Source organism: Candidatus Villigracilis sp. (genome assembly GCF_057083605.1).
In genome coordinates this window covers 37,247-63,458 of sequence record NZ_JBXMTI010000026.1, presented here as the reverse complement: position 1 = coordinate 63,458, position 26,212 = coordinate 37,247, and the positions used below count along the sequence as shown (strand labels likewise).

The window sequence follows — 26,212 nt, the reverse complement described above, 5'->3', positions numbered from 1 at the left end:
AGAAAAGACAATCGGCAGTATGACCATGGTCATACTGCCGATTGTAGTAAAACAATTTAGATCCGAGATTTTACGGAATCCAGTTTGACAACACATTCACAACGAGGTCAGGGTTTTCAGGATCATTCGTTTTCAGATGAACTCCGAAATTGTGCGGGCCATCCATGCCTTCGTGCATCATGAAGACACTTGATTCAACAATTGTGCTTTCGCCAGGTTTGAGTACCATCGAACCGATGGTCAGTTGAGGAGGTCAGCACCCCTCCAATACTTCGATGTACGGCTCTTCCTTGAAACGCAACGTGCCGTCACCAGTGTTTGTTACTTTAATGGCGAAGGTCTTGTTGACATTGAACTTCACATCACCATAATCGATCTTTTGCTGATCCACCACAATGGAGGGCGTGCCGCTACCGCCGCCTTGATTGGCGAAGAAGAATGCTGCTACTAACAACAGAACCCCACCAAGGGCTACAAGCGGCCAGGGGAAATTCCTCTTTTGCTTTCTGTACTTCTTGCTCTTTTTACTCATTGAGCCTCCTTACTTTTGATATTCAAACTGGAATGAAAATAAATATGCGATCAAATCCCAGATTTGCTCTTCGGTAAATATCGGGCCCCACATTGGCATACCTGTACCCATTCCGCCGCGCAGGATCTTTCCTTGTAACAGTGCAGGGCTCGCACCAAGCATTCGTGTTGGGTTGGTGAAATCCACAGGTGTCTGCATCGTCATAGCTTCCGCGCCTACCATCGTTTGCATGGACAATTCACCAGCCACGGAAAGATCATCGGCAAAGACTCCATTACCTGCGCCATTCTCGCCGTGACAGGCTGCGCAGTTTTGGGCATAGAGTTGCTGCCCATTTGCAAGGGATTCTTTTGTTGTATTGGATTGCCAGATGTAAGCGGTTAAATCCCAGCGTTGTGATTCTGTAAGCGATGTGCTGCTTAGCTCATCAAATATTTGATATGGTGAATGTGAACGATAGTAATTGGAGGATTGGAGAATTGGAGAATTAACAACGAATTCATAACCTCGAATCGCTGAGGGTGTTTGGTCAGGGATAATAGGCGATTCGTGCGGAGCGTCAATGTCGAGGCCGAGAGTCACATACATTGGAACCGAAACAGGTTCGGGTGAGGCCGAAGCGCCTGACACTTCAATCGTGCCGCGCATCCGCCAGTGATTGAGTCCACACCAGCGTGTGCAGAAGAATGTATAAATCCCAGGCTTGTCAAAAGTCAATGTGATGTCAGTGACTTTGCCAGGCATCACATCCACACTTTGCATATCCATTTGACCAACACCGAATCCATGAACAACATCATCGGATGTGAGTTTCAGATGAAGCGGCTCACCCACATTCGCATGGATGACATCGGGATTCCAGCCGCCATCTTCTGCGATTTTTGCATGGATGAGAGGTGTGCGTGCCCAGAGGAAGAGCGGCGTTCCAACCGCGCCGATAACTGCCACCGTTACGAAAATACGTGAGAGGAGTTCCGAGCGTTTCATAGCAAATATTGTACGGCGAGATTTATCTCGCCCTCCCAAGTAGGCTGCGACATAAATGTCGCGGTACCTCTGTTTTCATAGCAACAACCAAAGCATAACCAATGTGAGAATGAAGCAAAATGCGATGACAGGGCTTGAAGATGTTTTTATTTCATTTGCAGTTTTCCGTGCTGTTCGTGCGGACCAGATCAACCCGCCAACAAGTGCCAGTGTTTGCGCAGGTGCAAGAATGGACGTGAGCATGGGTTGCCATGCGGCGTTCGCTGTGCCAAATAAATCCCAACCAAGACCAAGCGGATCGGATAACGAAGCAAGGATGTAGGTTGCGTTGGTGAGCACAAAGGATAGACTGAATGCGACCCAAAACATCAAACCAAGAGGGATGAGGGCGGTTGCGAGAGAAGCAAATCGTTGTTTGAGTGGAAGAGTGTTCTTCGTTTTTAGTATGCCAAGTGTAAAGAGGCCAGGAAGAACGATAAAGATGGTTGCGAGAAAAATAATGGCATACATAAACCATGCACTTGTGCCAACGTTGTAGGCTGCATCCTTGAGCACGCCCCATGGGCCAAGTAAGACTCCCGCATAGATCATGGCTGAGCCGAGCATGATGAAGGCCTTGAAGGCTTCATCCATTCTGGTGGATGGCTTTGCAAGGTCAGCAGAAAACGGACGCAGGTTGATCGCGATGTTATCGTGCGGGCAGGTGCGGATACATTCCATGCATAAGCCGCAATAGGTATTCTTTGTGAGTCCGCCAGGGAAGACATCCCACGGACAGCCGTAGCCATTTGCTGAGCCGTTGTAACAAGGCTTGCCTTCACAGCTTACACAGACTTGCTTGTCTTTGATCCGCAATTCGATAGGTGCGGTTTGCGAATACAAACCGATGAATCCGCCCACTGGACAGAGATAACGACAAAAAGCGCGGCGCTCGAAAATAGTGCTAAGACCAATCGCGGCGAATAACATCGCTGCCAAAACAATGCCTGTAATGTTCGGTGTAGTGAGCAGAACGCTGCTAAATAATGCTAATAGAAGAAAAGAAATATTTTGCAGCCATATATTGCGGAAAAATTTCGGCCAGCGTAGATTAAGCCATCTGCCCTTCGACTTCCGCTTCGACAAGCTCAGCGTCCGCTCAGGGCGTAGTATTGCTCCACGTTGCAACCATTCACCTGGGAGCGGGATCGGGCATACTGCGCACCATCCACGCCCGAAGAATGGAACGGCCACGAGAATGAGGATCGCCCACCACGCGATCCATACGAAGACAATGCTGAAGTTGTGGCTCCCGACTGGTGTGCCGATGAGTCCTGCAAGAATGGCGAAGGCGTATCCCGCCAACATCACAATGAATACCGTCAGTTGGGGATAGCGGCTTTTCAGTGCGTTTTTTATGAAGGGACTACGAGTAAGTTCAATACGATTCATAATTTAGGCAATATTTCTTTCTTCTTTCGTCTTTCTTTCAGCTAGGAAAGAAGAAAGAGGAAATAATCCGACTACGACAAGACTCGCAAGTCCAATAGAACGATAAAGCCAATTATTCGAACCTACGTTTAATTTTCCGATCATGAATGGGTGCATGGCTCCACAGGTGACATTACATCGAAAGCGGAAAGAGCCTGGCTTGTCTGCGATAAAGGTCAATGTTGCGGTCTGGCCTGGGTCGGCTTCAACGGAAATATCGTAACCATCCACGTATAGCCCATGTACCACGTCTGTGCTGACGAGTTGGATGGTCACCGTGTCACCTGGGTTGACTCTAAGCTCGGAGGGAGAATAGGCAAATTGTCGCGCATCAATCTGAAAGGCCCGCTCTTGAGGCGCAATGGGCTGGATTGGCAGCGGCGCGAACGCCACCACCAATCCAGCCATTATAAAAAAGAGAAGAGAGAAGCGCGAGTTCATGGGCTAGGGAATATTTGATGGACCGTATTTGGAATAGGTTGCGTCTACGTATGCTCTGGCATCCTGTGCGTTTTTTCCATCCTGCAACCATCGCATCACATCCTGCGTGATGTCCACACAGATGGAGCAGCCGAGGGCATGGTTGTCAAAAGTAATTTTGCCCTGAGCGTCCACTTCCGAAACATAGCAATCATAATTAGAGGTGTGCCCGATGCTGCCGCATCCACAATAGCAGGGAATATCTTTCATGATGTCGGGATTGGCCGCTGCGAATTGATAGGCTGTTTGCACCGTCACAGGCGCGGACTGTACTTCCGCAGGCATTTGATCCATAGGCAGCATGTGCAGATCGCCTGGTCCGCTTTGTGTTGAACAAGCGGAAATTGCGGTTGAAAATAGAACTACGATCAGGAAAAAGATAAAGAGTTTGCTTGTCTTTGAAAACATATTGGGCCTCCGCAATCGGATAGCCCAATAGTAGCCTTACAATTCGATTGTCTCCAGCGCAGTATGGCGGACGAAGCTATGCGCCAAATGGCTTATGATGAATGTCATCATAAAAAAACTTCGGAAGTCTTTGAGACTTCCGAAGTCTGCAATCAATCATCCTCGAGCGGATGTTCCACTTCGCCAGCCATGAACGGATCAGGATCCTGCTCGAAGACGCGCAAGCAGGCACGGGTGCAGAAATAGACCCGCTCGCCTCGATACATAGCGCTTGGATATTTCGTCGGGTCTTCAATCTTGCCTCCGCAGACGGTTTCATATTCAGGCAATGGGGTGGGAATGTTCTGGGTCAAATCTGAGGTATCCTTTTGTATATAAATAACATAATAAGGGCTCTGACGCAAGAAAAAAATCCTGCGCCAGAGCATACCAGATTGGAAAAAGATGGGGCTACATACGCATCGCCATCGGAAGCGTGAACAGGATTACGTTCATTATGGTAAGGATGACCATCAGGGCTGCAAAGGGAGTAAACGTCCCCCAAACTTTACCATCTGGGTGATTGGATTTGGAAATTCGATAAGCTGTGTACACGGAGCCAATGAAACCCAGTACGATCAAGCCGAATTGCAATACTTGAATTGTGCCCATATCGAGAATGGCGGGCGAAGCGCCATGTACTTCCATTCCAAAGAGGCCGAGCGCGGTGTAAAAAATTGACTTGCCCTCCGCCAACAGATGGAACAGGTTGTGAGCGATATGCCCAGCCACGTCCAACGCGATGATGGCATAGCCGAAGCGGGCAAAGTTTTCCACCAGAGCAGCCTTGTTGAAGTTGCTTGCGATCCAGGAAGCCAGACCCAGCAAAGCCACTGGAATGATGATGGAAATCGCAAAGGTAATGCTGAATGTGACGGCGTAACTGGTTGTGCCCGTCACCTGCTCCAACCACTTCAGCATGGAGCCCCACACTTCCAGCATGGTCACGTTCTGTACGAAGACGATGCCCATGATAACTGCCGACAAAAACGCCTCTTCCATTTTAGGCTTGCGGATAAACCATAACTCTTTTGTAGGCGCACGCAGCGTGAGCTGAATTGAGTCATTGGGGCAGTTTTTTATACACTCTCCACAAATAACGCAGTTGGCACTGGATGTCATTGTCTTGGGGAATTCAAACAATGGGCAACCTGGTGCTTTCTCTGTGCCTTTATAGCAAGCGGCGATTGTACAAGTCGCGCAGATTTCGGGTGTCCCGCGCAAGCTCAACATACCGGTGCGCGCATAATTTCCTGAAAGCCCACCTAGGAAACAAACGTAACGGCAAAAAGTGCGGCGCTCAAAGAACGAGCCGGAGACAACCACACCAGTTGTAAGAGTCAACATTAGGACGCCAGAGCCAAGCGGATTCTCCACTACACCCCAAACGTGGTCACTCCAGGTAATGAAGATGAAGAGCGCGTCGATGATCCAGATGCCGTATTTTTTCAGAAACTTTGGAACAGGACGATTGTTGCCAACGAATTTTTGAACCAGGTCGTTGATCTTTGCAAATGGACAAATCGCACACCAGAAGCGTCCTAAAAATAAAAAGATGATCGGGATCAGCGGCCACCATAGCACCCATGTGAGGGCGGTGCCAAAATTATCGTGTGCGGCTTCAGGGCCAAGGATCAATTGGAACATGATGAGCATGAAAACCATCAAGGTCGGCCATTGGATAATGCCAGGGAACCAGCGGCTTTTAACGAAACGGTCAATCCATTTGTTGCCGAGCAGGTTGCCGCCGTTCAATAGGGGTAAATTTTGAATTTTGATAGGGGTGGTCATGAAATAGTCTCTTGGAAATTATTTTGAAATGGGTTTTCGTTTCATGATGGCCGCAGCAGCGATCACTGTGACATTGAAGCCAAAGAAGCCCGCTAGAATGCCATAATTGGAAGTGGTACGGGCCACCTCAACGGGAATTTCAACTTCTGTCATTTCGCCATTTACGGTGAAATGAACATTGAAGATCCAAGCCCCAGATTTATCGAGGGATATTTCGCCTGTATATTCACCCGATTCATGTGCAGGATCCAAACTGACCAGGATCGGCTCTTCGCTATGCTCATCAACCGCGGGCTGATCCATACCAGGCATACTGCTCATACCATCTACGGTTGGAGCTTCGGTTGGCATGTCCATTCCGCTCATGCTGTCTGAGGTATGCGACTCAGCACTGACACCTTCTTCATGGTCAGACATCTCTTCAACAGGCAGGCAGGATATTTCCACTTCCGCGTTTGGAACGGGCACGTCCATTGAATCGGTGATTTGAACGTGGAATTCGTTATCGCCAGTTTTAGCTGGCGCTCCGAAGACCAATTCAACCTGATAACCGTTTGCCGTTGCAATATACCCATCATCCCCGCCATCAGCTAATGCAATATTGGTCGTTAGCAACAAAATGGCGGTGACCAATAACACCGCCGTACTTCTGAGCATCGTTCTGTTCATGAAAGACTTGCCTCCTGTTAATCAAAGTTGGCAAATCTTATCGTATCAGGCCCAAACCTTAGAGCGTGATATGGCGTGACTTCTCATAGGCTAAATGACTGATGCCAAACATCATAGGGCGTTTGTTACAAATAACGCAAGTTGCTACCTTCACTTTTTGATCTGCTTTTAATCGAGATTCTTAACGCAAAGTCGCCAAGGCGCAAAGATTCTATTGTTTTTTCCCTTGCGACTCTGCGTCTTTGCGTTAAAACTTACAAAAATTCAGCAAGGTAGCAACTTGGATTACAAATAATAAAAAAAGACCGTAGCGCAAGATGACATCTTGCGCTACGTCAGTTATTGTGCCTGTTTGAATGCTTGAGCATATTCCATGTTCCAATGATAAGCACGGATACTGCCACACCGCTTAGCCCAGCCAGGAAAACAAGTATTGATGTGAGGTCAAGCCAGTATTTTCCAAAAGACCAGAACAATATGACCCCGATGATGAAGGCAGAGAGATAAGCAAGTATGGAGAAATTCGTTCTGCCGTTTTTCATTTTTGCATCCTTTCTTTACTCCACGATCAACTTGCCACGCAGCATTCCCATCTGGCATTGAAAGCCGTACTCACCTTCTTTATCGGGCGTGAACTCAATCGTGGTTGGCTCGCCTTCAGGTAAAGGTGAACTCTTATTGAAATCTGGGAATAACACCTGTTCCGAACAGGCGGCGCTTTCCTGGCGCGTGAATGTCAATCGCACAGGTCGTCCTTTTTGCACCACGATCACATCGGGTGTGTATCCGCCTTTCACGGTGATCGCCACTTCCTGCGCGCCAGATTCTGAAACGGCAGCACGTGTCTGTGCCTTGGGCGCGAACCAGAAATACCATGCAATGAGAATTGATAGAACGAGCCCTGAAAAAATCACAAAGATTTGGATGGATGACATATCATGCTCCTTTGACAGCCTGCCATAAAGATAGCGGACCGAATATGGTGACGAAATGCTGCGCTTCTTTGACTCCGCTGAAACCTGCCTCTGTTACGAAGAGCGGAATCTGCCCGTCGAAATTGTCAGCGGCTTCTTCGAGGCGGCGCATGTAGCTCGTCATGAAGCGTGTGAGGGATGAATGTGGCGCGCCGAAGTCGAGAATGTGCAATTCGCCGTTCGGTTTTAGCACGCGGTAAATCTCTTTGAACGCGCGGCGCTTATCGTCGGTGGCGAGGTGGTGAATGACAAGGCTGGTGACCACTCTATCGAAAACAGAATCAGGATACGGGAGGGAAGAAGCGAGTCCCTCATCCCATTGAATACTTGTGCCGTGAGATTTATCGCGCGCGATGTCCAGCACTTGTGAGTCGCCATCCAGCCCTGTGACTTCGGTTTCGGGATATGCGCGCTTGAGCATAAGGGTCAACGTGCCTGTGCCACAACCGAGATCGAGGACTTTCATCTTTGGCTGGATGTTTGCCTGCTGAACTAATTTGCGTTTGAAAGTTTCCTCACGCATGACCCATTTGAGAAGTGGATCGTAAAGCGGTGTGAGCCATTTGAAGCTAAGAGCGGGAATATAGCGAGTCATATTACACCTGCTTTAACTGCTTGAGTTGTTCTCTCAACATGGCAACAGTTGGAAAACCTTTGACGCCTTCAGGCGTGGCATAGACACGGCAACTCAATGAATAATTTTCACGTTCCTCATGCCAAAGATCATGACCGTTCACGACGAAGGATGGAGAACCGAGAAATTTCAAGCGTGCCGCGTCTGTATCATCCTCCACCTTCACCATTTTCACAGAGGCGGTTAGACCTTCCTCCTGCAAGGCGGCTTCAAGATTTTTCAAGCCATCTCCCCAGGAGGGGCAACCGTCGAAGTAGAGTATTTCAATCTTCATCACAACCTCATTTCGTTCTACGGAGTCCAACGTCTCCTGACGTTGGAAATTGTTTCTTGCGCACATGTCCAAAGGCTGAAGACTTTGGACTCCGTGAATTACCTGGCGCTGAATTTGGGCTTGAATCCGCGCAGGCGATTGGCATTGCCAACAACTGTCACAGACGAGAACGCCATGGCTGCGCCTGCAATCAATGGACTGAGCAACAAGCCAAAGAATGGGTAGAGCAATCCCATGGCGATAGGAATTCCAAGCGTGTTATAGATGAACGCTCCAAACAAATTTTGATAGATGTTTGTCATCGTGGCGCGGCTGACTTCGATGGCCGTCACCACTCCCTTGAGGCTGCCCTTGATGAGCGTAATATCTGAGGCTTCGATGGCAACGTCTGTGCCTGTGCCGATGGCGAGGCCGACATCCGCCTGGGCGAGTGCGGGAGCGTCATTGATGCCGTCGCCGACCATCGCCACCACAGTTTCACGTTGGAACGTTTGCAGGTTTGAACGTTCAAACTTTCCAACCTGCAAACGTTTCACTTCACCCGCTTTATCTTCAGGTAAAACCTCCGCCAGTACGCGTGACACACCGACTTTTCGTGCAATCGCTTCGGCGGTGCGGCGGTTATCGCCTGTGATCATCACAACTTCGATGCCCAAACTTTGCAGGGCTTTGATTGCTTCAGCGGAATCTTCTTTCACCGTGTCTGCCACCGCGATGATGCCTGCGGCTTTGTTATCAATTGCGATATACATCGGAGTCTTGCCATCATCAGCAAGTGCCTTCGATTTTTCTTCGAGCGAACCAAGTGCAATATTCTCGCGGTTCATCAATTTGAGATTGCCAATCAATATACTTTTACCTTCAACTTTTGCCGATACACCATGACCAGGAATGGCCTCAAAATCTTTTACATCTGCGAATTCCAATTTACGCGCCTGCGCACCTTCCACAATTGCCTGCGCCAAAGGATGCTCGCTCACTTTTTCCACCGAAGCCGCCAACCTCAATAACTGATCACTGTCTACTGACGACTGCTCACTCATAACTGTATCCGTCAACTCAGGCTTCCCCTTCGTAATCGTGCCTGTCTTATCCAGCACCACGATTTGAATCGAGCGCGCGGTTTGCAAGGCTTCGCCAGAGCGGATCAGAATCCCATGTTCAGCACCCTTGCCGATGCCGACCATCAGGCTCATCGGTGTGGCAAGCCCCAGCGCACATGGACAGGCGATGATGAGCACAGTCACGCTTGTGACCAGGGCATAAACGAGTTGTGGCTGCGGCCCAACCACGAACCAGATGACGAAGGTCCACACGGCCAGGATCATCACGATGGGAACAAAATAACCAGAGATGATGTCGGCCAGTCTAGCAATCGGCGCTTTGGAATTTTGTGCATCCTGCACCATTTTCACGATCTGTGCCAGTGCAGTATCCTTACCAACTTTCGTAGCGCGGAATTTGAACGCGCCAGTTTTATTTATGGTCGCGCCGATAACTTCATCACCCATCTTCTTGGAAGCGGGCAGCGACTCACCCGTCAGCATGGACTCATCCACAGCGGAACTGCCTTCAACAATGACTCCATCCACGGGAACTTTTTCGCCAGGGCGAACCTGGATCACATCACCAACCAAAACTTCTTCAACAGGTAAATCCATTTCTTTTCCATCGCGGATGACGCGCGCGGTCTTGGCTTGTAAGCCCAGCAATTTTTTGATTGCCGCACTGGATTGTCCCTTGGCGCGAAGCTCAAGCGCCTGCCCCAACACAACCAACGCAATTACCACCGCAACCACATCATAGAATGGTTCGGATGTGCCTTCTGGAAAAAACGATGGAAACAGAATCGCAAAGGTCGAATACAACCACGCCGCGCCCGTACCTAATGCAATCAGTGTATTCATATTCGCCGAACGATGTTTGAATGCCGCCCACCCACCCGTGAAGAAGTCACTGCCAGACCAGAACATGACAGGCAAGGTTAACAATGCAGTAATGCCCCATAACAATCGCAACGAGTCCATGCTCAGGTCGCGCAGGAATGGTACAACCTGATAATATGCCGTTGCCATCACAGGCAAAGCCACCGCAGCCGCAAACCAAAATTTATTCATCAACTTGCGATATTCGCGTGCGTGGGCTTCTGCCTGCTTGTCCACAGGCTCGTTACTGGATGCAGCTCGCGGCTTATAGCCCCAGGCTTCAATCGCAGCATTCAATTGCGAGAGTGTTGTATTCTGCGGAAGATAATCCACCGTTGCTTCCTGCGTGGCGATGTTGACGTTTGCCTTCAATACGCCCTGTGTGGCTTTCAATTCGTCTTCGATAAAGTTGACACATGATGCGCAACGTAAGTTCTCGATGCCGATCTTGACTCTTGTCCCGCCGACTTGAAAGCCAATGGATTTGACTGCATTCATGAGTTGTGACACATCGACTTTTTTTGCATCATACTGGACCTCAAGCCTGCCCGTCTTCAAATTGACATTTACCCCGCTTACGCCTTCGAGCGCGAGCAGAGTCGACTCAAGGTGAGTCGAATGCTCCGTCAATGGCAAACCGCTGACGGGAAGTTCGATCCGAGTCAATATCCGCTCAGGGTTGAAGCCTGTCGTTGCTGAAGTCATCATGTAACGCTGTGGATTCTTGTCGAATTGATCCACACAAGATTGAGAGCAAAAATAAAACGCCTGCCCCATGTGCTCGCGTTTTGCGAAAGCGCTTTGGGGTTCGATTTCCATTCCACAAACTGGGTCACGTACAGTCATGAGACACCTACCTTGTAAGAGATAACAATAGTGTATGCCCATTAGACGAGGTGTGCGAGCGAATTTCTGCCTGATTCGATATAAGCAAAATGGCTTATGTGACATAACCCATGGCGTGAGACAAAATGTCCCAGCCATATGAGGACGCTGGCCTCATGACATTGGGACACTTTACAGCATATATTAGCAATATCAGTACGACTGGGAGAAGCCCGAATGATCTCGGGGATCCCTTCAACTTTCGTGAAGTACCAAACATCCAATCATGGATAGGAGGCAGAATGTTACGCAAAATTTTCAAATGGATCGGCATCGTTCTGGGCAGCCTGATCGGGCTGATCGCCGTGCTCGTCACCGCCCTCTATTTCATGGGGAATGCGCGGGCGGCCAGGATATACAGCGTCCAGCCTGAAGCCATCACCATTCCCACCGACGCGGCAGCCATCGAGGCGGGCCAGCGCTGGGCTTCATCCCTGGGTTGCACGAGTTGCCATGGCGATGACTTATCCGGTGAAGTCCTCGTAGATGATTCAACGCTGGGATATATCCCAACTCCCAACCTGACGCCAGGCGAGGGCGGCGCGGGCAGTGAATTCACCGACGGCGATTGGGTGCTTGCGATCCGTCACGGGATTGATCCACACGAAGGCAGGGCGCTTTTAGGAATGCCATCAGGCAACTATTACTACTTGAACGATGAGGATCTCGGGGAGTTGATCGCTTATCTGAAAAGCCTTCCGCCCGTGGACAACGAATTGGGAGAGATCCGCCTCACATTCATGACCAAGGTTCTGGTCGCGGGCGGGGCATTTGGCGAGGCGGCTCTGCCCGCTGAATTCATTGACCACACTGGCTCACGTCCGTCCGTAGTAGAACCGGGCGCCACAGTGGAATATGGCGATTATTTGGTACAAGTTGCAGGTTGCCGCGACTGTCACGGTGCAGAACTGGCAGGCGGAAAGAACCCGGAACCTGGCGCACCTCCCGGACCGAATATCACCCCTGGCGGCGGGTTCGGGAGCTGGTCGCAGGAGACTTTTGTCGCCGCGGCGCGGACAAACACGGGCAACGGTATGCCCTGGGATGACCTTTCCCAATTATCTGATCATGAACTCGAAGCGATCTACTTGTATCTGCAATCCCTGCCTGAGTTGGAAGACGCGCTCAAGTGATTCCGTAAAGCAGACGGGTCTCCGCGAACTCCTCAAGGAAGTGGGCCCTGTCTGCGTTGAATCAAACAGAAAGGACAACCAAAATGGCTACGTTTCAAACCTCCATTGTGATCAATCGCCCCATTGACGATGTCTTTGCCTATGTCACGGATCTCCAGAACAACGTCAAATGGATGACCGGTGTGATCGCTGCCGGGATGACCTCCGCCGGGCCAGTGAAGGTTGGCTCCACCTACAAGTTCGACATCAAAGCCCTGGGCATGACATTGGAGACGAAGGGCGAGGTCACTGCTTACGAACCACCGAAAAAATACGCTTGGAAATCAATCTCAGGCCCGTTCCCGATGTCGGGCAGCACCACTCTCGAGTCGGTGGAGGGAGGCACGCACGTCACCGACGTGGTCGAGGCCGAGCCGGGCGGATTCTTCAAACTGGCCGAGCCAATGCTAATGAAGCAACAGCAAAGCCAGATGGAAGCCGACATGAAAAAGTTGAAGGAAATTCTGGAGGCATGATATGACAACACAGATTGCTTTCGAGTTCAAATGGCTCAGTCCGCTCGGGATTTCGGTTGTATTGTTCCTCTTGAGCAGCGCCATCAATATCCTCACCCCCATTGCTGGTTTGTTCTTGCTCCATCGCTACGGCACGCGCGGACGACAGTCCTCTCCGACGCGATCTCTGCCTGGTCTTCTTCCTGGGATACGTCGCGGCTGTAGCCGTCTACGTTCTGCCTCTCTTGACGGGAGGCCCACACTCGGATCGGCATGGATATTTAGCCTAATTCTGGCATTAGCGTTTGGCTACTTTCGATTCATTAAGCCAAATGCATAGAGTAGCACTGTCGTACGTATGAGACTGGCCTGCATCGTTTTGCTGCCAGCGGGATTGCGTTATGGCAAGAAAACGAGTGCCAGATAACGGCGCGACACGATGGGACCCAACCGTGTTGGGCGGCGTCCCGCAGACAAAAGGAGTACAGTAAATGTCAACCACTAATCTCATTCGCTGGAGTGGGTCGGTTGCAATGTTGGGCGGCCTGCTGATCATTATAGGATTTGTTCTGGTGATGGCCGCCTCGGCGGTATTAGCCTCCTACTTCGGGGCTGGGGACGAACAGATGGTGCAGGAACTTGATTTCGACCGGGCGGTGGAGGCGATTTCCGCCGACCCGGGCGCATGGCGCGCAGCCAACTGGTTGTTCGTCGTGGCCGGTGTCCTGACCGCGGCCGGTCTGGCGCTCCTCGCGCTGACCAGCCGCCAAACCCTGCCGGTGGCCGGGGCAACGTTGTTTGCCATCGGGAGTGCATTCTGGGTGATCTACTGCTATCTCCGCATCCCTGATAGCAACCTGTCGCGCACCCTGCTGTGGATGGAAGCCGTGTTTGCCTGGCTGTCCGCGGGCGGGCTGCTACTGCTGGGCGCGGCGTTTTTGCGGGGAGAATTTCCGCGCTGGGTCGGCTATCTCCACGTGGGTTACGGCGCCCTGTTCATGTTGGCGTTCATCTTCTTTGGCGCGCAGCTCTACGACTTCTACCCGCCGCAGCTACCTTATCTCATCGCGCTGTTCGCGGGCATCGCCGCAATTCGCGGCGCGCGGCGAGCGGATGCACAAGCACTAAACGCCCCTTAGCGCGGCGCGGGATCACAGGCTGCACGCGCAAGGCGGAACACGCCCGAACGCGCGACTACCCGGCTCGTCATGATTAACGAAAGCCGCCTCCTCGAAAAGTTGTGACGCGTCGTTGAAAGAGATTCTGCCGCACAGGATCAATTTGCCAGCAAAATGGAAGGTTTGGAGGAGTGCAACCCAACTTATAATCAGGCTGATGAGATCCATTTCCAGCCGCTCGCTCATCGCCTTGTGGATTGCGTTCTTCCTGCTCTTGCTCGCGGTAGCGTTCATGTGGCTTCATCTTGTCACCCCGTCAGACGGTGCGCGCTTGCAACCGGGCGAGCACGTATGGCAGGCAGAGGGTGTGGTCGTCATGCCTCTCGTGGAGCAACCGGGGGGTTTGCAGCAAGGCGATGTGGTGTTGGTATTTGATGGACAAAGTTTGGAAACATGGGCGCAGGCGTTGTTTCAACCCGGTGTCCAGCGTCCGCAATGGCAATATGGAGAAACAATAACTTACACCGTGCTTCGCGCCGGGCGACAAATAGAAGTTCCGGTCACTCTTGGCCGCTACCCTCTTGAAATTATCCTGTCGCGTGAATGGAGCACGATCCTCTTTGCCTTGATCGCCCAATTGATCGGCACTTACGTTTTCCTGCGGCGCACCAACGATCCGGCCGCGCGTGCCCTGTTCCTCTGGGCCTCGGGCATTCTCAGCGCCACAACATGGTCGTTTGGATTGCAAGTGAGCGACATAGTGAGTGGCCTCGGGTTCTGGCTTTTCAAAGCCACGACGTTCGGCGCGTACATGTTGTTCTGGGTGGCAGGTCTGCATTTCGCCCTCGTCTTCCCACAGCCCCTGCCCCTCGTATCGAAATACCCAAAAATGATTCCTCTCTTGTACGCCTCGCCTTACGCATTCTATCTGTTCTATCTCCTGGCAGTTCTGCCCGGCTCCGCCGGCGCGCTCGACTGGATCAGACGCTGGGTTCCCGGCGAAAGTTTTCTCGCCCTGGTATATCTCGCGCTAATGGTGTGGGTAATGGTTGTCTCCTATCGAAAGAATCGTGACCCCGACTCGCGGCGCAAGTTACGCTGGGTGACATTTGCCGCGCTAGTATCGGGCGGCGGCGGCATATTTCTGTATCTATTGCCCGGACTGCTCCTGGGTCACCCGCTCATCAGCACGAATGCGCTCGGTTTGCTGGTATTGCCCTTCCCGATTGCAATTGGAATTGCCATCGTGCGACATCACCTCTTCGATATTGACGTCATCATCAACCGCACGCTGGTCTATGGCACGCTAACCGTTAGCACGATGGCGCTTTACATCTTCACAGTCGCTTATCTTGGAAGTCTCGTCCAGGTGCGCGACCGTACGATCATCGCCTTCCTGACCACTGGCCTAGTCGCGGTGATCTTTCAACCTATGCGCGAGCGCTTGCAAACATTCGTCAATCGCATGATGTACGGCGAACGCGACGATCCTTATGCCGTGTTGACGCGGCTGGGACAAAAACTCGAAGCCGCGGGTTCGGTGGAGACCACGCTCCCAACCATCGTGGAGACCATCGCGCAGACGCTCAAACTTCCCTACGTCGCGATTGAATTCAAAGATGGGGATGGAACGCGCCTCGCTGCGGCGCACGGGACTCCCCAGCCGGGTGAGGCTACGAGATTTCCCCTCATCTACCAGAACGAATCTTTCGGGGACCTGGTGCTGGCTCAGCGTTCTGAGGGCGAATCCTTCACCCCAAACGAAGGACGCCTGCTGGCCGACCTGGCGCGTGAAGTTGAAGTCGCCGCGCACAACGTCCGCCTGACCGCCGATCTGCAGCGCTCGCGGCAGGAACTGGTCACCTCACGGGAAGAGGAACGCCGCCGCATTCGCCGCGACTTGCACGATGAAATCGGTCCGTTGCTGGCAAGCCAGTCCCTCACGCTGGATGCCATCGAAAAACTGATCACGCAGGATCCCGCTGCGGCCGCCTCACTTGTGCGCGACCTGAAAGGACAAACGCAAGGCGCAGTGCAGGAAATTCGCCGCATCATCTACGATCTGCGCCCGCCTGCCCTGGACGATCTGGGATTGGTGGAAGCGTTGCGGGAAAGATTCACTCAATTGGGGCAGAGCAGGCTGAGGGTCGTGCTGGACGCGCAGGAAGATATCCCCTCGTTGAGCGCGGCGGTTGAGACGGCAGTCTATCGCATCGCGGTCGAAGCCGTCACTAATGTCATCCGCCATGCTGAAGCAAATGAATGTCACGTCAACTTGCGTGTGGATGGCGATCTGCGTTTGGAAATCCGCGACGACGGCGCAGGGTTGCCCCAAAAATATCGCGCCGGAGTAGGTTTGCGCGCCATGCGAGAGCGCGCCGAAGAGTTGGGCGGCACATTTCGCATTGTGCGCACTTCGGGCAAAGGAACACGTCTGATTATTGTTTTACCCTTGGAGAGAACATGACCATACGCGTATTGATCGCCGATGACCATCCTGTTTTTCGATTTGGGATGAAAGCGCTACTTTCAACAGAGGCCGATATGAAAATCGTCGGCGAAGCATCGGATGGACGTGAGACGATGAAACTCGCTCATGAATTAAATCCCGACGTGATTCTAATGGACATCAACATGCCCGAAGTGAACGGGATCGAAGCCACGCGGCAGATCGTACGCGCCCATCCCGAAATTGCCGTGCTGATCGTCACCATGCTCGACGACGATTCGTTGTTTGCCGCTATGCGCGCCGGCGCGCGCGGTTATCTACTCAAAGGAGCAGAGGGCGATGAGACTCTGCGCGCCATCCACGCCGCCGCAGCTGGTGAGGCCATCTTCAGCCCACGCGTTGCAGAACGGTTGATCCATTATTTTGATAATCCATCCATTCAATCGAAAGAGCCTTTTCCCGATTTGACGCCGCGCGAACGCGAGATTCTCGACCTCATCGCACAAGGGTTGACCAACCAGGCAATTGCGGAAAGGTTGGTATTGAGCCCTAAAACTGTGAGAAATCAGGTGTCAACGATATTCAGCAAACTACAAGTTGCCAGCCGAGGCGAGGCTATTGTGAAGGTGCGAAAAACATCCCAAATCCGTGATGGGGATCTGAGAAAATAAGCTCCCGACCTTATCTTCACCATAGCTACAGTATGGTGGGAATTCCCGCTATACTGTAGTTTGTTATTGGAGAGTGACTATTTTGTGGGCACTATTGAGCGGAGGCGTAAACTTGCTGCCCTAGCTTTACCGGGCCGATCAAAGTTTCCCTGGTGAAGGTCTTCCCCAGGATTGTCAGCCGCGACAGTATTGTTATACCTAGGTTTACTCGCCTCGTTAAAAACGATTGTCTTTCCATCTACGACATGTGTCGCGCTTGGCAAAAGCGCCTTGGGGTTCGATTTCCATTCCACAAACTGGGTCACGGACAGTCATGAGATACCTACCTTGTAAGAGATAACAATAGTGTATGCCCATTAGACGAGGTGTGCGAGCGAATTTCTGCCTGATTCGATATAAGCAAAATGGCCTATTGAACAATAGGCCATTTTCATTGATAGAGATGTTTTTAGAAAACGAGAACCTGGTCAGCTTCCACCGTCCATTGTCCCGCCAAATCTATACCCCCATCCACAATGTCGTCAATCTTGAGTTCAGGCTCGAGCCCGCGAGCCTCGCTGCAAGACCCTCAGGTTGCAACCTTGCCGCGCTGGGCAAGCGACTTGATCATGCGTTCGATGTTGTAATAACCATTGGGCGTGTTCTGTCCCTTACGGGCGCACATAACGCCATCACCCATCAGGAAGACTCGTACCTGTGCCTCTGGTTTCTTGACGAGATTGAGCGCCAGGCGCAAGGCATTATAAGGACGCTCATTGCCATAAGGGGCATCGTTGATAATGAAGAGATATGTCTTTATATTGTCAGTCATGAGATTTATTCTTCCGTTGAATATTATGCGCGATTGCCTTCAACCAATACCGCGCCGTTTTCCAGGTTTTCCAGCAGGACTTGACGCATCAAGTCACAGGCTTTGATGATCTTTGGGTTGCTCAGGCGGTAATGGATATTGAGCCCATCCCGCCGCGCAAGAACGATCCCCTTTTGGCGCATGGTTCCCAAATGCTGAGATAAGTTGGATTGACTCACCTGCATGACTTCCATCAATTCGGTAACAGTTTTTTCATCGTCTCGCAAATGATTAATGATCTCCAGCCGCTTGGGGTTGGCAAGTGTCTGGCAGATACTTGCGTGTAATTCATATAATTGTTGGTCTGTCATGCCTGCCTCATATATTAGATTTACTGAATATTCTAATATTAGAATTTGATGCGGTCAAGCCTGTATGCCTGACTGCTTATACGTTCCCCCTTTTTTTAAATCATTCAGCCAACAGAAGTCTGTTGGCTGAAAATACTCTCGAAATTCTATTGCTTTGAAAGGTTATTTCATCACTTCAATGCCGTGCCACAGTGAGGACAATTCTGCCAGTCGGCCTGAGTGCCCTTCCCACAATTGGGGCATGAAGTCTGCGTAGATGGTGTTGTGTTGTTTCCAACATTCCGAACGAGCCAGACAACGCCGAACACTGCCAGCACAATGATGCCCACAGGAATCATCCACATGAAGAGCATACCAATCCAACCGAACGGAGAGTAACCCCAACCCATCATGCCTGGTCCCATCATGCCCCAGCCACCGCGGTAGCCCCACCCACCAAACATTCCCGCACCAAACAGGAGGAAGAGGGCAATCAGCCCAACAACTATAACAACCAACCAGTTAATCTTTTTCATTTTAATAATCCTTTTTATTCAACAGTATAGTATTGCTTATTGATGTGTCGCGTGCATCTGCCTCTCGCCGAGGGGTGATCCACAATAGGCACAAGTTTTCCACGAAGAATCAATCTTTTGACCGCAGGCTGAACATTCTGTTTCCCGCAAATTCATGCCACAATTGGGGCAGAACGCATATCCCTGTTGTAACTGAAAACCGCAATGAACGCACTGTCGGTCAGAAGTGGAATGGACAGCAGCAAGGGGTGCGGTTCCAGTTTGTGAAGCGGTCTGATGCTCATCATGATTCATCGCCGCGTGCATCAACATACATCCACACATAGCAACCTCCTCAAAATGCCTGTCCGCAATACGGACAGTTCTTCCAGTCACTTTGCACAGCATGATTGCAATGCGGGCAAGCGCGGCTGGAGACAGGTTTCAGAACACTCACAAGTTTATCGCCAGAAACAGCGTAGGCCACCAATCCGATCAGCAGTAAGGGGGCGATCCACATCAGAAACATGGTTTACTCCTTTTTGATGATCCAAGAATATCAACTGATTATAAAGATTTCGTAAAGATAAAACAAAGAGCAAATAAAGATTCATAGCGTGATCTTGCCTGGTGCATTCGAGCTGGCGCAGAGTCGACTCAAGGTGAGTCGAATGCTCTTTTAGTGGTAAGCCGCTTACGGGTAGTTGGATGCGAGTCAATATCCGCTCAAGGTTAAAGCCTATAACAATGGTGTATGCCCATTAGACGAGGCGCGCGAGCGAATTTCTGCCCGATTCGATTAAGCAAAATGGCCTATGAAACATAGGCCATTTTTTATCCCTATGAATAGAGACAGCTTACTTCGTCGGCAGTGTTTGGAGGTAAGCAATCACATCGGCAATATCCTGCATAGTCCAACCCATATTGGAACCCGCAGGCATCTGTTCACCTGGCTGCCCAAAACTACCCTTGTGGATGGCTTCCCATGGGTTATCGGATCCAACAGTGCCAAGATATTCAGGTTCAGCATCGTTACCAAAATTGATTGTCTTTCCATCTGCTCCATGACAGCGGGCACATGTGGAATTGAAGAAGGTTTCACCATGTGCAGCATCGCCATTCACGGTCTTATCAGCGTTGATGTAAGGCGATCTATCCGCTACACCCTCCTGGATGAAGGCTACCAACATGTTGATCTGAGCCTCTTCCATATAAGCTGAGAAATCGTGATCAGAATTCTTCGAGCCGTTAAGCCATGCCGTCAATTCCTCAGCAGACATTTCGCTGGCATCCATTACGCCAGGAAAACCGGTTAAGTGCGAACCAGAACCATAAACTCCATCCTTGCCTTTGTAATCCCAGCCGTGACATTCCTTGCAACGCCAAGTGTCACCCCCGGAACGAGTATTGGTAGTCTGGGTGGCCCACAACGGATGGTCTCCAGCGGGGGCTTCCTCCATTCCCAACGCGACCCACCATTTATCATAGAGGCGGCCACCCTCAGTTACAGGAGATGTGGTTGGCAGGCTCTGAACATAGGATAGTAGGTCAATATACTCCTGAGTTTCCCTGTTCATAGTTACACCGGCTGGCATAATTCCGATCCCGGGCTGACCAAAGCGGGCCTTGTGCACGAATTCCCACGGATTATCTGTTGCAATTGTGCCAAGGTATTCCGGTTCGCTTTCATTACCAAAGTTGATGGCTGTCCCTCGGATACCATGGCATGTTGCACAAAGTGCAAAGATTGTTTTTCCCGTTTCCGCACTACCGCTAGCCTGTGGACTCTTATCGTCATTGACAATGGTGGCATCATCAATCAAGCCCTGGCTAAGGAATAATGAGAGGTCGATCAATGACTGTTCATCCATCACCGATGAAAAATCGTGATCGGGGTTGGTGGAGCCCTTCAGAATGTCGAGAACTTCATCTGGCTTCTTTCCATCCATCCCCATTACGCCAACGAAGCCTGTGAAGTGTGAGCCAGAGCCATAAGCACCATCTTTGCCTTTGTAATCCCAGCCGTGGCATTCTTTGCAGCGCCAAGTGTCACCGCCGGAACGGGTGTTGGTAGTCTGGGTGGCCCATAAGGGCTGATTCTCAGTAGGGGCATCTGTCTCAAGGATGACCCACCACTCATCGTATAACTGTCCGCCCCGGGCAGGATTCCCAGTTAGCTGTGTCTGGCTCCCACAGGCAGCCAGGATCAACATTACAACGCCAATGATCGTGAAAAGCAGAGGGGTGACCTTTTTATTTTCCATTTTCATTCTCCTATTAAACAAAAGGGACTGGGACAAAAAACAGAATTATCCTAAAAGCCATGATCTTACATTTACGCCCTGGCTGGGCAAGCAGGGGCAATAAAATCGACGGTATTTCGAAGTTTGTATTGATTCTCCTCCCCGGAAGTGAGTTGCGGAATGGGCAAAGGTTGGGAAATTTCAGGGACAATTGTCAAGCAAAAATTCAGACCTTAGTCCATCGTCATCTCAGACGATAGGCGATACAATGAAATCATTAAGAGGTGTTTATGTTCGCTTTCACTCGCTTAAGTCTTGCCCGTCAATTCCTGCTGATCAGCTTTTTCATTCTGTTCAGCGGAATGTTGATCATCGGTACATGGGTGGGCAAGCAAATCGAAATCGGCGTCATACATCGCACCGCCGCGGTAACAGCATTGTATGTGGATAGTTTGATCTCCCATCATTTGCAATATCTAGTGGATACAGATCCCTCAAATGACTCGCATAACACTGAGGTTGATCTCTTGCTGACAACAACGCCGCTCGGTCAGCGCATTGTGGCTTTCAGAGTGTGGGGCCCCGATGGCCGCATCCTCTACAGCACCAATCCGGCTCTCGTTGGGCGTCAATTTCCAATAGATGGTGGATTGAAAAAAGCCTTTGATGGCGATGTATATACGGAAATCAGCGACCTGAGCAGAGACGAAAATTTCTACGAACAACAAAGGTGGTCGCGATTAATTGAGACTTACACACCAGTGATGATCGAGGGTGATAACAAAGTAATTGCAGTGATCGAGTTCTATCAAACGATGGATGAGTTGAAGGGTGAAATCCAGACCGCGCAACTGAGAAGCTGGGTGGTAGTGGCAGTATCCACCATTGTTATTTATCTCTTGCAAGCCGGGCTGGTCAACAAAGCCAGCAACACCATCCTTACGCAACAGAAAGACCTCCAGGAAAAAGTAGCTCAACTTACGAACCTGCTGACTCAGAATGAACAGTTGCATGCGCGGGTGAGTCGCGCCGCCGCCCGCACCACAGCACTTAACGAACGCTTCCTGCGCCGAATCGCGGCAGATCTGCATGATGGCCCCGGACAGGACCTTGCCTTGGCCCTTCTGCGAATCGATGAGCTCGCTGATGCATGTACAGCCTGTATAGCATCTCTGGTTAAAAGAAAAGCGGCCAATGATGACTTTGGCACGATCCAGTCCGCCCTTCGATCCGCATTGACCGATATGCGTGCCATCCTGGCTGGTTTACGCCTGCCGGAGATCGGGCAATTATCGATCACAGAAACTGTCGAGCGGGCTGTCCGCGATTATGAACGCAAAACCAATACGATGGTGGCGCTGACGGTAAAGGATGTTCCCGTTGATGCACCACTTTCGGTCAAGATCACCCTTTATCGCATCTTGCAGGAATCCCTTGCAAACGGATTTCAACATGCCGATGGAGCAAAGCAACAGGTAACCATTAGAGGCACAGAGGATCAATTGATCGCTGAAATCTCTGATAATGGGCCGGGGTTCAATAAACAGGATGTTCTTGCGGAGGAACATTTGGGCTTGATCGGAATGCGCGAACGCGTAGAGATACTTGCCGGAACCTTTGAAGTGAAGAGTGCACAACATAATGGAACTCTGATCCGTGCACGTTTGCCATTGACTTTATTGGAGGTAGAAAATGAGTGACCCTATCCGTGTTTTGATCGCTGATGATCACCCGCTTTTTCGCGAGGGTATCATACACTCCTTCATGGGAAAAACGGATATCACAGTCATCGGACAGGCTGACACAAGCGAGGAGGCTCTGGAGCTTGCTCGTGAATTGCTGCCAGATGTAATTCTGCTGGATATTGCCATGCCAGAACGGGGAGGCCTGGCAATTGCAAGCGAGATCGCAGTAGCCTGTCCCGCCGCAAAAATTGTCATGCTCACTGTCTCAGAGCACGAGGATGATCTCCTTTCGGCGTTCAAAGCAGGAGCAAGAGGCTATGTGTTAAAAGGAGTTTCAGCGCGTGAGCTGGTGGATATCATCCGCACCGTGGCAGATGGTGAGGTGTACGTTACCCCCGCCCTGGCTGCTGGAATGCTGGTGGAAATGACGCGTGGCCGCCCCTATGACCCGTTAACTGAACTTACCGAACGTGAGCGCGAGATCCTACAACTTGTTGCCAAAGGGTTGACCAATCGTCAAGTTGGCGAACGCCTGCATCTGGCTGAGAAGACGATCAAACATTATATGACAAACATACTAGGCAAACTGCACGTCCGCAGCAGACTGGATGCCGCCGTACTTATGGCCCGGCGCCATGAAGTTGAATAAATCATCTAATGAGGCACACGGGAATCAACCAGACACTTCACCGCCCGCCCAGCGTGGGTGAACCACCTAGTGGTGCGGGTTGCTGTATTCCAAGCTTTCCTGGTGAACCGCTGTCTTGTCTGCACATCATCCGGGAATGGCAATTCCTTTTTAGTCATGTTACTTCTCCTCCAGCTCATCCAATTTAGCCTTCATCTGATCAATTTGCTCCTGCTGGCTCGAGAGAATCACCTGGCACAATTCTTTTATCTCCCGGTCCTCGAGCTTGGCTTTTTCGCACATTAGAATGGCTGATGCATGATGAGTGATCATGGACCTTAGGAATTGCTTATCTGAAATAGCGCTCTGCTGCCTGATGAATACAAAGAACCCAATCAGCACCAGAGCGCTTACCGCGACAATAATGGAGTTAAGTTTTTTGTTCATATACATGGATCCCATTAACATTATTTCAATGATCACCATGGGGGCGGCCATGAGCCCCGCCATATAGAATTGATTGATGCTATTAAAAACGTTTGCAAATGTATCGACCATCGCATACATGAGTACATACATGGATAGAAAAGACAGTGCAGCCATGATATATAGCTTGTTGTAGTGGCCGCCGTTCATGACCATTTTGTGCTCGTCTTTCATGGGCTTTTTCATTCTTTCTCCTTTTTAGATAAAACTTCCTGTGCTTATTTTATAGCAAACAATTTTTTACTATATCCATCGAATGGGCAGTTTTTGTTTCCGTCACTTGGGGGAGGCTTCAATAAGCAATTCTGCCTATTGAAATAAACAAACCTCTTTCATAAGTATTTGTAGGGCGAGTTTGTAACTCGCCAAAACTCATATTTCAAAGAAGCGTCAGGCTGCAAGCCTGACCTACTTACGACTTTGACAAGAGGCCTCATAAACAAAATGGCCTGTCGTTTCGACAGGCCATTCGTATTCACTTCCCAATCCGCTTGGAGAGGGGTTAGTGAGGGTGTGCAACTTTCTCGGTTTTGCCTGCATACTTCTCAGGTTGGGAGAGAAGGACGCTCCTGGCGGGTTTATTGTGTAGTGAGAAAAGTGTACAAGAAAAAATGACAGGTGTACAAGTTAAGTTGTGAGTTTTTTCACAATTATTACTTACATCCTCCCTATCCAGTGACAGCGCACACTGCTAGCCAACTCAACGCATCGTTATTATTGTTCATGACAATAAATGTACATCCACATATAAGTCTGAAAGTGTAGCTCCATGAACAAAACCCTAGAAGCCGAAGTCACCCAACTCCATGCCGAAATTTGCGCTGGTCTTGCCGACCCGAACCGCATCATGATTTTATACACGCTTTCGCAAAGCGCGCGCAACGTGACCGAATTATGCAATGAGTTGGATATGCCCCAGCCCTTTGTCTCCCGTCATCTAAAAGTTTTGCGCGAGCGCGGCATGGTGACGACCGAACGACGGGGTACGGTGATCGTTTACAGCCTCGGCGATAAACGCTTGGTACAGGCACTTGATCTTTTACGCGCCGCCATGCGTGATATGCTGGCGAAACGCGCTGAGTTAGTTGAAGCATTAACATAACGCGCCCACGCGCGATCATTTTTATGGAGACCTAAAATGTCAGAAAGAAATAACAAACTCACATTGGTTGTTCTCAGCGGGGATTTGGATAAGGTGATGGCTTCGTACATTATCGCTACAGGTGCGGCCGCGGCGGGCATGGAAGTCGTCATGTTCTTCACGTTCTGGGGATTGAAAGCCATTCAAAGAGATGGTGTGTTCACGGGCAAAGGCCCGTTTGGGCGAATGCTCGGTGTAATGAATCGCGGCGGTTTGAATGCCATTGGCCCATCTCGACTCAATATGGGCGGCATGGGACGCTGGATGTTCAAACTGATGATGAAGCAAAAAGGTGTTACACAATTGCCGGAGTTGCGCCAGGCCGCAATTGACCTCGGTGTTCAACTCCTGCCCTGCCAAATGAGCATGGATGTGATGGAAATTACGTGCGACCATTTTATTCCTGAAGTTGCTGAACCTGTCGGTGTCGCCACCATGCTTGAGCACGCGTCCGAATCAAGTATTCAATTTTTTATCTAACCCAAAGGAGATTCAAATGTCCGAAAATATTGCACTCGCTCTGGACTTCAAAGGTTTACTTTGCCCGATGCCTGTCGTAAAACTCGCCCAGGCCATCAAAAAGGTGCAGGTCGGCGAAGTTCTAGAAGCTGTTGCCACTGATCCAGGTGTGATGGCCGACATCCCCGCATGGACGCGTTCTACGGGTCACGAACTTGTCACACTCGAAAAGCGGGAGAAGGACTTTCGCTTTGTAGTCAAGAGATTGAAATAAAACAACGGGCTCATCCGCTTGATATGGATGAGCCTATCTCATTTGACCAAATATATAAGTGTGTAAACATGAACATCCTCATACTTTCCCAACTGTTCGCTCTTGCGGGACTTTTGGCCGGCCTCTACGGAATCTACATTCGCTACATTGAGACAAAGCGCCGCACCCTGCCCGCTGACAAATCGCCCCTCAAAGGCAATCCGCAACACGGCATAACGTATGCGTTCACAATCGGTATGATGCCCTGGGCAAAAGAATCGACCCGCATTCACATGGTCGCATACTTGCGAGGCATCGGTTTCCATGTGGGAATCTTCACTGCGATTGGCGCGTTGCTCATCAGCCCATTCTGGGGATCCCTGCCCACGATGCTCAGCACGCTGTTGGTAATCGTTCTCGCCGTTGGGTCGTTGCTCGGTGGGGCAGGTGGTGTGATGCGAATCGCCGAACATAACCTGCGTGGGCTGTCCATTCCCGACGATCATTTTGCCGTCTGGTTGATGACTGTTTGGATGGCAGTATCAGCCCTCTCGGTCGCAAATGAGGAGTTCCTCGTCGCTTTTTATATTTTGTCCGCGTTCACGCTGGCGTATGTCCCGCTTGGGAAAATTCGCCACTGCTTGTATTTCTTCTTCTCGCGCACATTCTTTGGAAAATTTTTCGGACGACGCGCCGTATTTCCCCATCCCGAAGTTGCGAAATAGAGGT

The 26,212-nt window shown here is 50.6% G+C and carries 32 protein-coding genes; 12 read left to right on the top strand and 20 right to left on the bottom strand.

Annotated features, from left to right (window positions below):
- Positions 1-253: 253 nt before the first annotated feature.
- The 13 genes from AC14M5_RS04620 to AC14M5_RS04560 form a co-directional block, all read right to left on the bottom strand.
- A complete protein-coding gene (locus AC14M5_RS04620) occupies positions 254-532 on the bottom strand; it encodes a hypothetical protein (RefSeq protein ID WP_484028462.1) in 279 nt (92 codons plus the stop codon).
- Positions 533-541: 9 nt separating this feature from the next.
- Positions 542-1,519, bottom strand: a complete 978-nt coding sequence (locus AC14M5_RS04615; RefSeq protein WP_484028461.1) for a c-type cytochrome — start codon at positions 1,517-1,519, stop codon at positions 542-544.
- A gap of 75 nt (positions 1,520-1,594) precedes the next feature.
- A complete protein-coding gene (locus AC14M5_RS04610) occupies positions 1,595-2,950 on the bottom strand; it encodes a 4Fe-4S binding protein (RefSeq protein WP_484028460.1) in 1,356 nt (451 codons plus the stop codon).
- A gap of 3 nt (positions 2,951-2,953) precedes the next feature.
- The gene (locus AC14M5_RS04605; protein WP_484028459.1) at positions 2,954-3,430 is read right to left on the bottom strand and encodes a cupredoxin domain-containing protein; all 477 of its coding nucleotides are present in this window, start codon (positions 3,428-3,430) and stop codon (positions 2,954-2,956) included.
- Positions 3,431-3,433: 3 nt separating this feature from the next.
- Positions 3,434-3,877 (bottom strand): PCYCGC motif-containing (lipo)protein, encoded by a 444-nt coding sequence (locus tag AC14M5_RS04600; protein ID WP_484028458.1) that lies wholly within the window; start codon positions 3,875-3,877, stop codon positions 3,434-3,436.
- 152 nt (positions 3,878-4,029) lie between these two features.
- Positions 4,030-4,230 carry a hypothetical protein gene (locus AC14M5_RS04595; RefSeq protein ID WP_484028457.1) on the bottom strand — a complete coding sequence of 67 codons (201 nt, stop codon included), beginning with the start codon at positions 4,228-4,230 and terminating at the stop codon, positions 4,030-4,032.
- Between the two features lie 97 nt (positions 4,231-4,327).
- The gene (locus AC14M5_RS04590) at positions 4,328-5,707 is read right to left on the bottom strand and encodes a 4Fe-4S binding protein (RefSeq protein WP_484028456.1); all 1,380 of its coding nucleotides are present in this window, start codon (positions 5,705-5,707) and stop codon (positions 4,328-4,330) included.
- Between the two features lie 18 nt (positions 5,708-5,725).
- Entirely contained in the window at positions 5,726-6,376 is a 651-nt protein-coding gene (locus AC14M5_RS04585; protein ID WP_484028455.1) for a FixH family protein, read from the bottom strand.
- Between the two features lie 335 nt (positions 6,377-6,711).
- Complete coding sequence (locus tag AC14M5_RS04580; RefSeq protein ID WP_484028454.1) at positions 6,712-6,918, bottom strand: hypothetical protein; 207 nt, start codon at positions 6,916-6,918, stop codon at positions 6,712-6,714.
- A gap of 15 nt (positions 6,919-6,933) precedes the next feature.
- A complete protein-coding gene (locus AC14M5_RS04575) occupies positions 6,934-7,311 on the bottom strand; it encodes a cupredoxin domain-containing protein (protein ID WP_484028453.1) in 378 nt (125 codons plus the stop codon).
- Position 7,312: 1 nt separating this feature from the next.
- The gene (locus tag AC14M5_RS04570) at positions 7,313-7,945 is read right to left on the bottom strand and encodes a class I SAM-dependent methyltransferase (RefSeq protein WP_484028452.1); all 633 of its coding nucleotides are present in this window, start codon (positions 7,943-7,945) and stop codon (positions 7,313-7,315) included.
- Between the two features lies 1 nt (position 7,946).
- Complete coding sequence (locus AC14M5_RS04565; RefSeq protein ID WP_484028451.1) at positions 7,947-8,258, bottom strand: DF family (seleno)protein; 312 nt, start codon at positions 8,256-8,258, stop codon at positions 7,947-7,949.
- Positions 8,259-8,356: 98 nt separating this feature from the next.
- Positions 8,357-11,029, bottom strand: coding sequence for a heavy metal translocating P-type ATPase (locus AC14M5_RS04560; protein ID WP_484028450.1), 2,673 nt, complete (start codon positions 11,027-11,029; stop codon positions 8,357-8,359).
- Between the two features lie 281 nt (positions 11,030-11,310).
- Between AC14M5_RS04560 and AC14M5_RS04555 the strand changes: the two genes are divergently transcribed.
- From AC14M5_RS04555 to AC14M5_RS04530, 6 genes are all read left to right on the top strand, one after another.
- Positions 11,311-12,201 (top strand): c-type cytochrome, encoded by an 891-nt coding sequence (locus AC14M5_RS04555; protein ID WP_484028449.1) that lies wholly within the window; start codon positions 11,311-11,313, stop codon positions 12,199-12,201.
- An 83-nt stretch (positions 12,202-12,284) separates the two neighbouring features.
- Positions 12,285-12,716 carry an SRPBCC family protein gene (locus tag AC14M5_RS04550; RefSeq protein WP_484028448.1) on the top strand — a complete coding sequence of 144 codons (432 nt, stop codon included), beginning with the start codon at positions 12,285-12,287 and terminating at the stop codon, positions 12,714-12,716.
- Between the two features lies 1 nt (position 12,717).
- Positions 12,718-13,035, top strand: a complete 318-nt coding sequence (locus AC14M5_RS04545) for a hypothetical protein (RefSeq protein ID WP_484028447.1) — start codon at positions 12,718-12,720, stop codon at positions 13,033-13,035.
- Positions 13,036-13,186: 151 nt separating this feature from the next.
- Entirely contained in the window at positions 13,187-13,834 is a 648-nt protein-coding gene (locus tag AC14M5_RS04540) for a hypothetical protein (RefSeq protein ID WP_484028446.1), read from the top strand.
- Between the two features lie 196 nt (positions 13,835-14,030).
- The gene (locus tag AC14M5_RS04535) at positions 14,031-16,280 is read left to right on the top strand and encodes a sensor histidine kinase (protein WP_484028445.1); all 2,250 of its coding nucleotides are present in this window, start codon (positions 14,031-14,033) and stop codon (positions 16,278-16,280) included.
- Entirely contained in the window at positions 16,277-16,933 is a 657-nt protein-coding gene (locus AC14M5_RS04530) for a response regulator (RefSeq protein WP_484028444.1), read from the top strand. Before AC14M5_RS04535 ends, AC14M5_RS04530 begins: the two co-directional genes overlap by 4 nt.
- Positions 16,934-17,501: 568 nt before the next feature.
- Here AC14M5_RS04530 and AC14M5_RS04525 read toward each other — a convergent pair.
- The 6 genes from AC14M5_RS04525 to AC14M5_RS04500 form a co-directional block, all read right to left on the bottom strand.
- Positions 17,502-17,744: a DsrE/DsrF/TusD sulfur relay family protein gene (locus AC14M5_RS04525; RefSeq protein ID WP_484028443.1), complete on the bottom strand. Its 243-nt coding sequence runs from the start codon at positions 17,742-17,744 to the stop codon at positions 17,502-17,504.
- 23 nt (positions 17,745-17,767) lie between these two features.
- Positions 17,768-18,094, bottom strand: coding sequence for an ArsR/SmtB family transcription factor (locus AC14M5_RS04520; RefSeq protein WP_484028442.1), 327 nt, complete (start codon positions 18,092-18,094; stop codon positions 17,768-17,770).
- A 170-nt stretch (positions 18,095-18,264) separates the two neighbouring features.
- On the bottom strand, positions 18,265-18,609 hold the full coding sequence (locus tag AC14M5_RS04515; protein ID WP_484028441.1) for a zinc ribbon domain-containing protein: 345 nt from the start codon (positions 18,607-18,609) through the stop codon (positions 18,265-18,267).
- 36 nt (positions 18,610-18,645) lie between these two features.
- Positions 18,646-18,903: a zinc ribbon domain-containing protein gene (locus tag AC14M5_RS04510; RefSeq protein WP_484028463.1), complete on the bottom strand. Its 258-nt coding sequence runs from the start codon at positions 18,901-18,903 to the stop codon at positions 18,646-18,648.
- Positions 18,904-18,943: 40 nt separating this feature from the next.
- Positions 18,944-19,117 (bottom strand): zinc ribbon domain-containing protein, encoded by a 174-nt coding sequence (locus AC14M5_RS04505; protein WP_484028440.1) that lies wholly within the window; start codon positions 19,115-19,117, stop codon positions 18,944-18,946.
- 328 nt (positions 19,118-19,445) lie between these two features.
- The gene (locus tag AC14M5_RS04500; protein ID WP_484028439.1) at positions 19,446-20,852 is read right to left on the bottom strand and encodes a c-type cytochrome; all 1,407 of its coding nucleotides are present in this window, start codon (positions 20,850-20,852) and stop codon (positions 19,446-19,448) included.
- Positions 20,853-21,121: 269 nt separating this feature from the next.
- On the opposite strand from AC14M5_RS04500, the gene AC14M5_RS04495 reads away from it, so the two are divergent.
- Entirely contained in the window at positions 21,122-22,531 is a 1,410-nt protein-coding gene (locus AC14M5_RS04495; protein WP_484028438.1) for an ATP-binding protein, read from the top strand.
- Positions 22,524-23,165: a response regulator gene (locus AC14M5_RS04490; protein ID WP_484028437.1), complete on the top strand. Its 642-nt coding sequence runs from the start codon at positions 22,524-22,526 to the stop codon at positions 23,163-23,165. The genes AC14M5_RS04495 and AC14M5_RS04490 overlap by 8 nt, the downstream gene beginning before the upstream one ends.
- Before the next feature lie 159 nt (positions 23,166-23,324).
- Here AC14M5_RS04490 and AC14M5_RS04485 read toward each other — a convergent pair whose 3' ends face one another.
- Positions 23,325-23,816, bottom strand: coding sequence for a DUF305 domain-containing protein (locus AC14M5_RS04485; protein WP_484028436.1), 492 nt, complete (start codon positions 23,814-23,816; stop codon positions 23,325-23,327).
- 583 nt (positions 23,817-24,399) lie between these two features.
- Between AC14M5_RS04485 and AC14M5_RS04480 the strand changes: the two genes are divergently transcribed.
- The 4 genes from AC14M5_RS04480 to AC14M5_RS04465 all read left to right on the top strand — a co-directional run bounded on the left by AC14M5_RS04480 (position 24,400) and on the right by AC14M5_RS04465 (position 26,208).
- Positions 24,400-24,732, top strand: coding sequence for an ArsR/SmtB family transcription factor (locus AC14M5_RS04480; RefSeq protein WP_484028435.1), 333 nt, complete (start codon positions 24,400-24,402; stop codon positions 24,730-24,732).
- A 36-nt stretch (positions 24,733-24,768) separates the two neighbouring features.
- The gene (locus AC14M5_RS04475) at positions 24,769-25,251 is read left to right on the top strand and encodes a DsrE/DsrF/DrsH-like family protein (RefSeq protein WP_484028434.1); all 483 of its coding nucleotides are present in this window, start codon (positions 24,769-24,771) and stop codon (positions 25,249-25,251) included.
- A 16-nt stretch (positions 25,252-25,267) separates the two neighbouring features.
- Positions 25,268-25,504: a sulfurtransferase TusA family protein gene (locus tag AC14M5_RS04470; protein ID WP_484028433.1), complete on the top strand. Its 237-nt coding sequence runs from the start codon at positions 25,268-25,270 to the stop codon at positions 25,502-25,504.
- Between the two features lie 68 nt (positions 25,505-25,572).
- On the top strand, positions 25,573-26,208 hold the full coding sequence (locus AC14M5_RS04465; protein ID WP_484028432.1) for a hypothetical protein: 636 nt from the start codon (positions 25,573-25,575) through the stop codon (positions 26,206-26,208).
- The last annotated feature ends 4 nt before the right edge of the window (positions 26,209-26,212 follow it).

What these genes read in the sequence shown, in the direction of transcription:
- AC14M5_RS04590 (WP_484028456.1), bottom strand. Translation starts at nt 5,707, where the DNA reads ATGACCACCCCTATCAAAATTCAAAATTTACCCCTATTGAACGGCGGC.
- AC14M5_RS04475 (WP_484028434.1), top strand. Translation starts at nt 24,769, where the DNA reads ATGTCAGAAAGAAATAACAAACTCACATTGGTTGTTCTCAGCGGGGAT.
- AC14M5_RS04495 (WP_484028438.1), top strand. Translation starts at nt 21,122, where the DNA reads ATGTTCGCTTTCACTCGCTTAAGTCTTGCCCGTCAATTCCTGCTGATC.
- AC14M5_RS04530 (WP_484028444.1), top strand. Translation starts at nt 16,277, where the DNA reads ATGACCATACGCGTATTGATCGCCGATGACCATCCTGTTTTTCGATTT.
- AC14M5_RS04585 (WP_484028455.1), bottom strand. Translation starts at nt 6,376, where the DNA reads ATGAACAGAACGATGCTCAGAAGTACGGCGGTGTTATTGGTCACCGCC.
- AC14M5_RS04620 (WP_484028462.1), bottom strand. Translation starts at nt 532, where the DNA reads ATGAGTAAAAAGAGCAAGAAGTACAGAAAGCAAAAGAGGAATTTCCCC.
- AC14M5_RS04575 (WP_484028453.1), bottom strand. Translation starts at nt 7,311, where the DNA reads ATGTCATCCATCCAAATCTTTGTGATTTTTTCAGGGCTCGTTCTATCA.
- AC14M5_RS04600 (WP_484028458.1), bottom strand. Translation starts at nt 3,877, where the DNA reads ATGTTTTCAAAGACAAGCAAACTCTTTATCTTTTTCCTGATCGTAGTT.
- AC14M5_RS04510 (WP_484028463.1), bottom strand. Translation starts at nt 18,903, where the DNA reads ATGAATCATGATGAGCATCAGACCGCTTCACAAACTGGAACCGCACCC.
- AC14M5_RS04490 (WP_484028437.1), top strand. Translation starts at nt 22,524, where the DNA reads ATGAGTGACCCTATCCGTGTTTTGATCGCTGATGATCACCCGCTTTTT.
- AC14M5_RS04545 (WP_484028447.1), top strand. Translation starts at nt 12,718, where the DNA reads ATGACAACACAGATTGCTTTCGAGTTCAAATGGCTCAGTCCGCTCGGG.
- AC14M5_RS04485 (WP_484028436.1), bottom strand. Translation starts at nt 23,816, where the DNA reads ATGAAAAAGCCCATGAAAGACGAGCACAAAATGGTCATGAACGGCGGC.
- AC14M5_RS04540 (WP_484028446.1), top strand. Translation starts at nt 13,187, where the DNA reads ATGTCAACCACTAATCTCATTCGCTGGAGTGGGTCGGTTGCAATGTTG.
- AC14M5_RS04605 (WP_484028459.1), bottom strand. Translation starts at nt 3,430, where the DNA reads ATGAACTCGCGCTTCTCTCTTCTCTTTTTTATAATGGCTGGATTGGTG.
- AC14M5_RS04570 (WP_484028452.1), bottom strand. Translation starts at nt 7,945, where the DNA reads ATGACTCGCTATATTCCCGCTCTTAGCTTCAAATGGCTCACACCGCTT.
- AC14M5_RS04615 (WP_484028461.1), bottom strand. Translation starts at nt 1,519, where the DNA reads ATGAAACGCTCGGAACTCCTCTCACGTATTTTCGTAACGGTGGCAGTT.
- AC14M5_RS04515 (WP_484028441.1), bottom strand. Translation starts at nt 18,609, where the DNA reads ATGAAAAAGATTAACTGGTTGGTTGTTATAGTTGTTGGGCTGATTGCC.
- AC14M5_RS04580 (WP_484028454.1), bottom strand. Translation starts at nt 6,918, where the DNA reads ATGAAAAACGGCAGAACGAATTTCTCCATACTTGCTTATCTCTCTGCC.
- AC14M5_RS04565 (WP_484028451.1), bottom strand. Translation starts at nt 8,258, where the DNA reads ATGAAGATTGAAATACTCTACTTCGACGGTTGCCCCTCCTGGGGAGAT.
- AC14M5_RS04465 (WP_484028432.1), top strand. Translation starts at nt 25,573, where the DNA reads ATGAACATCCTCATACTTTCCCAACTGTTCGCTCTTGCGGGACTTTTG.
- AC14M5_RS04560 (WP_484028450.1), bottom strand. Translation starts at nt 11,029, where the DNA reads ATGACTGTACGTGACCCAGTTTGTGGAATGGAAATCGAACCCCAAAGC.
- AC14M5_RS04480 (WP_484028435.1), top strand. Translation starts at nt 24,400, where the DNA reads ATGAACAAAACCCTAGAAGCCGAAGTCACCCAACTCCATGCCGAAATT.
- AC14M5_RS04470 (WP_484028433.1), top strand. Translation starts at nt 25,268, where the DNA reads ATGTCCGAAAATATTGCACTCGCTCTGGACTTCAAAGGTTTACTTTGC.
- AC14M5_RS04500 (WP_484028439.1), bottom strand. Translation starts at nt 20,852, where the DNA reads ATGGAAAATAAAAAGGTCACCCCTCTGCTTTTCACGATCATTGGCGTT.
- AC14M5_RS04525 (WP_484028443.1), bottom strand. Translation starts at nt 17,744, where the DNA reads ATGACTGACAATATAAAGACATATCTCTTCATTATCAACGATGCCCCT.
- AC14M5_RS04535 (WP_484028445.1), top strand. Translation starts at nt 14,031, where the DNA reads ATGAGATCCATTTCCAGCCGCTCGCTCATCGCCTTGTGGATTGCGTTC.
- AC14M5_RS04610 (WP_484028460.1), bottom strand. Translation starts at nt 2,950, where the DNA reads ATGAATCGTATTGAACTTACTCGTAGTCCCTTCATAAAAAACGCACTG.
- AC14M5_RS04520 (WP_484028442.1), bottom strand. Translation starts at nt 18,094, where the DNA reads ATGACAGACCAACAATTATATGAATTACACGCAAGTATCTGCCAGACA.
- AC14M5_RS04555 (WP_484028449.1), top strand. Translation starts at nt 11,311, where the DNA reads ATGTTACGCAAAATTTTCAAATGGATCGGCATCGTTCTGGGCAGCCTG.
- AC14M5_RS04550 (WP_484028448.1), top strand. Translation starts at nt 12,285, where the DNA reads ATGGCTACGTTTCAAACCTCCATTGTGATCAATCGCCCCATTGACGAT.
- AC14M5_RS04505 (WP_484028440.1), bottom strand. Translation starts at nt 19,117, where the DNA reads ATGTTTCTGATGTGGATCGCCCCCTTACTGCTGATCGGATTGGTGGCC.